This window comes from Acidovorax sp. KPB24-03 (assembly GCF_057546605.1).
In genome coordinates this window covers 1-5473 of the sequence record NZ_BAAJYR010000232.1, presented here as the reverse complement: position 1 = coordinate 5473, position 5473 = coordinate 1, and the positions used below count along the sequence as shown (strand labels likewise).

The following is a 5473-nucleotide window of genomic DNA, read 5'->3' as shown; positions in this document are numbered from 1 at the left end:
GCGCCGCCCTCGCGCACGGCCAGCGTGTGGGAATGCCCGTCGTGCACCGCGGTGAATGGCAGGCCCGGGTTCAGCCACTGGGGCTGCGGCTGCGCGTAGCGGTTGTGGCCGATCTCGGTGGGGCTGGACGTGCACAGCTCGCCCGGATAGCCGGGCGGCAGCTGGGCGCCGAGCCGCTTGACGCCGCCCCAGCCGTAGGCCGCGCCGTCCGCGGCGAGGGCGATGGACCGGTCGCGGCCGGCACTGATGGTGAGAAATGGCATGGAATGCGCCTCGCGGGTCAGGGCAGCAGCACGAGGTAGGCGAACCCTTCGGCGCCGCCGATCGTGGCCTTGATCTGGATCTGCTTTTTCGATGTGGGGGCCTGGGACACCGTCACCCGGCCGGAGGGGCTGATCTGCACGCCGGAATCGCTCGGGTTGCACGACCAGACGGCCATGTCCTTGTCGATGGCGGCCCCCGAACTCAGGACGCCCCGGATGCTGAGGTCGTACGAGAACGGGTATTGCTTGGTGATCTTCGTGGCCGGGGACAGCAGCAGCAGCTTGAGTACCGGCACCGGCGCGCTCTGGTTGCCGTAGAGGATGGCCTTGCCTTCCAGCCGGCCCGATTGCCCGGGCTGGTCCGACAGGTACCAGGGCAGTTCGGCCTTGATCGTGTAGGCACGTGGCGTACGCTCCTGGCTGCGCAGTTGCACCAGGCCGCTGGTGCCTTCGTGGTTGGACACGTGCACGTCCGAGGCGTGTTCGCCCTCGACGCTCCAGATGGCGTCCTGGGTCACGTCCTTCCAATCGCTGCTGTCGGAGTAGCGCACCAGCGCCCAACCCTGCGCCGTGTCGGCCGTGGATTTGAAACCCTCGTAGAACTCGACCTTGAACTCCACGGGAACGGGCGGCGTGCGCACGTACAGCACCGGCATGGTCCACGGCACGGGTGGCTGCGAGGAGCCGTATTGGGTATAGCACCTGCCGTCGCCACGGCAGAATTTGATGCGGATGTTTTCCTCGTCGCCGTTGTACAGGTTCATCACCAGCGTGCGCAGTTCGTAGTCCGACTGGCCCCATTGGCGATCGCGGCGCTTGTAGGCGTTGCGGGTGACGATGTAGCCCGGGCCGAGGATCTTGTAGGGCCTGGACCCCGCCTGCCCCAGGTCGGCGAAATGCCGGTAGCGGGTGGTGCCGTCGTGCTGGTACGACTGCGGCTTGAAGCCGAAATACCGCATGACTTGAGGCGTCGCGGCCGACTGTTCGCCGGAAGGCAGCCGATGGCGCACGGCGTCCGGCGGTATCAGGCTCTGCAGTTCGGTGATGCTGGGCAGGCGCCAGGGATTGCCCGCGCTCGCCGGGTCGGCCATCAGCCCTTCCAGGCCGTCATATTCGAACATCTCCGGTTTCCACATCAGGCCGGTGTCGCGGTCCAGGATGCTGCCGTCGGCGAAGGGCTTGAGCCCGTTGGGGTACATCAGCCGCTGGCGCTTGAGGTGGATGTGGTACTCGTCCAGGTGCCGCTCCGCCTTGTCCAGCTGCGGCGGATCGCCCGCATGGGCGGCCTCGACCTTGAGATTGAGTGCCTGGGCCTGCAGTGCGCGCGCCTGGTTGAAGGCGTTGAACAGCAGGTCGTCATAGGCCGTTCCGGTGCGGCCCGAATAGAACTTGGGGTGGTCGTCCAGCAGCAGGCGGATCAGCCCCTTGGCATCGGCACCGGAGCCCACCTGGTTGTCGTGCAGCTGGGTCAGCACCAGGCTTTCATTCACGGACTTGACGAATTGCTCCTGAAGCTGGTCGGCCGTCGGCGGCGCATCCCCCGCTGCGCTGGCCAGCAAATCGGTCTTGTCCTGCACGAACGCCTTCAACGCCTCCAGCGCCGTCAGGCGGGTGATGTAGGCCGTGGACCGCGGCACCCTGCCGATCGCCTCGCTCAGCCGCTTGATCTCGGCCGTGATCGCCTGCAACTGCTTGGCGGTGGTGTCCTCACCTTCGCCCAGCCCCAGTTCGTTCAGGAAGCTGTTGATCCCGCTGACCCGCATGAGCCAGCCCTTGACCTTGCCGCCGGCCCAGTCCTTGAAATTGCCGGACAAGCCATCCACCAGGTCCTTGATGGTGGCGTCGGGGCTTTTGTCGGCGCCCAGCAGGCCGGCCGCGTTCCGTCCGAAGCGCTGGACGGAGACCGTGGCGTCGATGCCGTCCGCCACCTGCCGGGTCAGGGCCTGCGTGCCGCCTGCGCCACGCGCGGCCTGGTGGAAGTGGTCCGCATCGAACCGGTCGCGGTCCAGGCTGAAGCCCAGAGTCCCCACGGGAAGGTCGGGCGGCAGCCCCAGCGACTCCAGCACGCGCGCCTGGGCCCGCGCCAGCGCCATCCCCGGCTGCGTGGCGAGGTAGGCATCCACCAGCGTGGAGATCGGAGACAGCACGACCGCCGTGCCGGACCGGTAGTCCTCGAGCCGGGCGGCCAGATGCAGGCCATCCCCCAGGTCCAGGACAAGGCGCAGGCCACCCTGCGCCGCGTGCACCAGCACCGTGGCATGGCCGTCGAAGGCCGTCTCCACCAGCGTCTGACCGCCCGCGCCGAAGACCGTGAGCGTGCCCTGGCCCGGGCCGCCCGGCTCGGCATGGACCGGCACCGACAGCGCATGGGGTGCGGGGCCGAGTCCGCCTTCGCCGCAGCTTCGGACAAGGTCAAGATGCTGCAGGGGGTCGAGGGGGCTGTCCACAGGGTGCATAAATTGTGTCCGGCAGGCCGGTCCATTGGGGTGATGACGCAGTTTTTTAGCCCGGGATCGGGCGGCAGGCCTGCCGCCCACCGGTGCATCGTCCCGTTTCGCACCGGCCATTTCAACCCGCGGATCCAGTGGGGATTTCTTACCCATGCCACGGTGGGAGCCCTTCGGACGGGGAATTGAGACACGCGGCCACTCCAGGCCCAGCGGGTGAGACGCAGGATCCATTTCGACCCCGTCGGCCGCACAGGGTTTTTTTTCTCGACCTGTCGCGCGTGCACTACATTTCGAGTGGAAACACACAGAAAGCAACAGACCGCGGAAGGGAATTCATGGCAAACGAGGTCCGTCCGGCTCCCGATTCCCCTCCACACCGCCGCCATGCGGCGCTGGCCAGTCCGCACGCGCCGGGGACGCTGGTGGAGGTCGCCACCGATCCCGTCCCCCCTCGGGAGCGCCTCGACTTCTGGCGGGAATCGGTGCTCAGCCGCATGCGCCCCGAATCCGAGTTGCCGGACGGGGCGGCGTTCGGCGGGCGGTTGCGGCGCATCGTCGGCCATGGGGCCGATCTGGTCGAGCACGCGAGCGAGGCCGTGCATGCCGTGCGCACCGAGGCCATGTGCCGCCGGGACGGCGCGGACGACATCAGCCTGTCGCTGATGGTGGAGTGCGACTGGGCCACCCAGGAAAACCACGGAGCGCAGCAGATCTCGGCCGGCATGCTCTATCTTGTGGACTACGCCCGGCCGGTGGAGATCCGGCGCTCACGCCACCGCGACATGTCCCTCATCGTGTCGCGCAAGACGATCCACGACACCCTGGGCCCCGGCTTCACCCTGCCCGACCAGCTGCCGCAGCGCCCGGGCCTGGGCAGCGTGCTGCAGACCCTGATGGCCGCCACCTGGCGCGAGGCGCCGCGCATGGGGATCGACGAACGCACCGTGGCGCTGAAAGCCTGCACCGACATGGCCCTGGCCCTGCTGCAGACATCGCAAAAGGCCGGCCTGCAGGCCGATGCAGGCCGCTTCGACGACAGCCTGTACCGGGCGGCCTGGGGCCTGGTGCGGCGCCACTGCGGCGACCCGGCCTTCGGCGCCGAGCGGCTGGCGGTGCTGCTGGAATGCTCGCGTGCGTCGCTGTACCGCCTGTTCGCACGCCATGGCGAAGGCGTGGCGGCGGCCATCTGGAGCGCCCGGCTGGAGGCCGCCTGGCAGCAGATCACCGCGACCGCGGGCGCCGGCACCGAGCGGCCCAGCCTCTCGGAGATCGCGCTGCGGTGCGGGTTTTCGGACCCCTCCACCTTCCAGCGCATGTTCAAGCGCCGCTTCGGCCTCAGCCCGCGCGAGGCGCGCCACCCGGCGAACTGACCCGCGGGCCGGCCGGCGGGTGCCGGCACCGGCGCGTTGGGGGACAATCGCCGGGTGTCCATCCCCCAGTCGTTCATCCAGGAATTGCTCGCCCGCGTCGATTTGGTCGACATCGTCGGCCGCTACGTGCAGCTCAAGAAGGGCGGCGCCAACTTCATGGGGCTGTGCCCCTTCCACGGGGAAAAATCGCCCTCGTTCAGCGTCAGCCCCTCCAAGCAGTTCTACCACTGCTTCGGCTGCGGCAAGAACGGCAACGCCATCAGCTTCCTCATGGAGCACGCCGGCATGGGCTTCGTGGAGGCCGTGCAGGACCTGGCCCAGCAAGTGGGCCTGCAGGTGCCGCAGGACGACGTCTCGCCCCAGGAGCGCGAGCGCGCCGCCGCCCAGCGGCAAAAGCAGGCCACGCTGACGGACGTGCTCGAGAAGGCCGGTGAGTCCTTTCGCAAGCACCTCAAGGATTCGCCGCGCGCGGTGGGCTACTTCAAGGGGCGCGGCGTGTCCGGCACGGTGGCCAAGCGCTACGGCCTGGGCTATGCGCCCGAGGGCTGGCGCAATCTGGCCAGCGTGTTCCCCGAGTACGACAGCCCCCTGCTGGCCGAAAGCGGACTGGTGATCGTGAACGAGGAGGACGACAAGCGCTACGACCGCTTCCGCGACCGCGTCATGTTCCCGATCCGCAACGTGAAGGGCGAATGCATCGGCTTCGGCGGGCGCGTGCTGGGCGACGACAAGCCCAAGTACCTCAACTCGCCGGAAACGCCCGTGTTCCACAAGGGCCGCGAACTCTACGGCCTGTTCGAGGCGCGCACCGCTATCCGCGAGCACGGCTACGTGCTGGTCACGGAAGGCTACATGGACGTGGTGGCGCTGGCGCAGCTCGGCTTCCCGAACGCCGTGGCCACGCTGGGCACGGCCTGCACGCCCGACCACGTGCACAAGCTGTTCCGTTTCACCGACACCGTGGTGTTCAGCTTCGACGGCGACGCGGCCGGGCGGCGCGCGGCGCGCAAGGCGCTCGACGGAGCCCTGCCCTACGCCACCGACACGCGCAGCGTGAAATTCCTGTTCCTGCCGGCCGAGCACGACCCAGACAGCTTCATCCGCGAACACGGCACCGACGCCTTCGCCCGCCAGGTGGGCGAGGCGCTGCCGCTCAGCCGCTTCCTGCTGGAGGCGGCCCGCGAGAACTGCGACCTGGGCACCGCCGAAGGCCGGGCCCACATGGTGAGCAACGCGCGGCCACTGTGGTCCGCCCTGCCCGACGGCGCGCTCAAGCGGCAGTTGCTGACCGAACTGGCCGAGCAGGGCCAGCTCGACGCGCGCGATCTGTCCGACCTGTGGAACCAGGCCGCAGCGCAGGACGCCAGCCGCCAGGGCGGCGGCGCGCACC

At 68.9% G+C, this 5473-nt stretch carries 4 protein-coding genes; 2 read left to right on the top strand and 2 right to left on the bottom strand.

Annotation, left to right across the window (positions count from 1 at the left end):
* Both AC27KI_RS17935 and AC27KI_RS17930 read right to left on the bottom strand, forming a co-directional pair.
* On the bottom strand, nucleotides 1-263 hold a 263-nt coding region (locus tag AC27KI_RS17935; RefSeq protein ID WP_487115057.1), incomplete at its 3' end, for a hypothetical protein.
* A gap of 17 nt (nucleotides 264-280) precedes the next feature.
* Nucleotides 281-2710, bottom strand: coding sequence for an Lcl C-terminal domain-containing protein (locus AC27KI_RS17930; RefSeq protein ID WP_487115055.1), 2430 nt, complete (start codon nucleotides 2708-2710; stop codon nucleotides 281-283).
* 338 nt (nucleotides 2711-3048) lie between these two features.
* Here AC27KI_RS17930 and AC27KI_RS17925 point away from each other — a divergent pair, with 338 nt between their 5' ends.
* Complete coding sequence (locus AC27KI_RS17925; protein ID WP_487115053.1) at nucleotides 3049-4083, top strand: helix-turn-helix domain-containing protein; 1035 nt, start codon at nucleotides 3049-3051, stop codon at nucleotides 4081-4083.
* A 54-nt stretch (nucleotides 4084-4137) separates the two neighbouring features.
* The coding region (gene dnaG / locus AC27KI_RS17920) for a DNA primase (RefSeq protein WP_487115051.1) at nucleotides 4138-5473 on the top strand (1336 nt) is incomplete at its 3' end.